The organism is Microvirga aerilata (genome assembly GCF_016743775.1).
GTDB classification, from domain to species: Bacteria; Pseudomonadota; Alphaproteobacteria; order Rhizobiales; family Beijerinckiaceae; genus Microvirga; species Microvirga aerilata.
In genome coordinates this window covers 1-1,268 of record NZ_JAEQMY010000289.1, presented here as the reverse complement: position 1 = coordinate 1,268, position 1,268 = coordinate 1, and the positions used below count along the sequence as shown (strand labels likewise).

At 63.2% G+C, this 1,268-nt stretch carries 1 pseudogene; it reads left to right on the top strand.

What is annotated here, in order from left to right:
- The first annotated feature begins 61 nt into the window (after positions 1-61).
- Positions 62-1,238, top strand: a pseudogene (locus JKG68_RS32395) (IS3 family transposase).
- The last annotated feature ends 30 nt before the right edge of the window (positions 1,239-1,268 follow it).

The window sequence follows — 1,268 nt, the reverse complement described above, 5'->3', positions numbered from 1 at the left end:
GATCCTCCCTCGCTTTGATGGACACCTTTGAGACGCTCGTGTGGGAGCGGAAAGGTGTTTGATGACAAGGCGAGAATTCACACTCGAATTCAAACGGGAGGCTGTGGCGCTCCTGGAGAGCAGCGGCCGACCTCTCATGCAGATCGCAACAGAGTTGGGGATCTCCCCGTCCATGCTGCGGAACTGGCGGGCCACTGTGAACGGCGGTGCTCGTCGATCGAGGACTGGGACCAGAGCCCCGTCGCCCAGCGCGTCTCCCATGGCCTCTCCGGCCGATCAGGCCGCCGAGATCGCGCGGCTTCGCCGTGAGCTCGATCGCACGCGCATGGAGCGCGATGTGTTAAAAAAAGCCATCGGCATCTTCGCGGAGATGCCCAAATGAGGTTTCGTTTCATCGAGCAGCATGCCCGCACCTATCCGGTGCGGCTCATGTGCCGCGTGCTCCAAGTCTCATCCAGCGGCTACTATGCGTGTCGCTCCCGGCCGGAGAGCCGACGAGCCCTCGCCAACAGACGCCTGCTGCAAGAGGTGCATCGGCTCCATAGTCAGCATCAGGGCCGTTATGGCAGCCCGAGGATGCACGCAGCCTTGAGAGCAGAATGCCACCGGGTCAGCCGCGGCCGGGTCGAGCGGTTGATGCGCCGGCATGGCATTCGCGCTCTGGCCCGCCGCCGTTTTCGACCGACCACGACCGACAGTCGTCATCAGCTGCCGATCGCGCCCAACCTGCTGCAGCAGAAGTTCACGGTGTCCGCCCCGAACCGGGTCTGGCTGGCCGACATCACGTACATTCCGACCGCCGAGGGCTGGCTCTACCTGCTGCGGTGCTGGATCTGGCAACCCGGAAGGTGGTGGGCTGGGCGATGCGCGATCACATGCGCACCGAGCTGACACTCGCAGCCCTGATGATGGCGACACAGAGGCAGCGGCCGGGCCCGGGTCTCATCCACCACTCCGACCGCGGGAGCCAATACGCGGCCGAGGCCTATGCCCGACAATTGGCTCTCATGAAGGCCAAGCCGTCGATGAGTCGGACAGGCTGCTGTTATGACAATGCCCCGATGGAGTCGCTCTCCCACTCCTTGAAGGTGGAACTGGTCCACCAACGGCACTGGGCCACCCGCGAGGAGGCTCGTCGGGATCTGTTCGGCTACATTGAGGCCTACTATAATCGACAGCGCATTCACTCGGCGCTCGGGTATCTCACACCCGAACAAGCTGAGCGAAAAGCGAGTTAACCCGGTGTCCAAGTAGTCGGGGGAAGATCA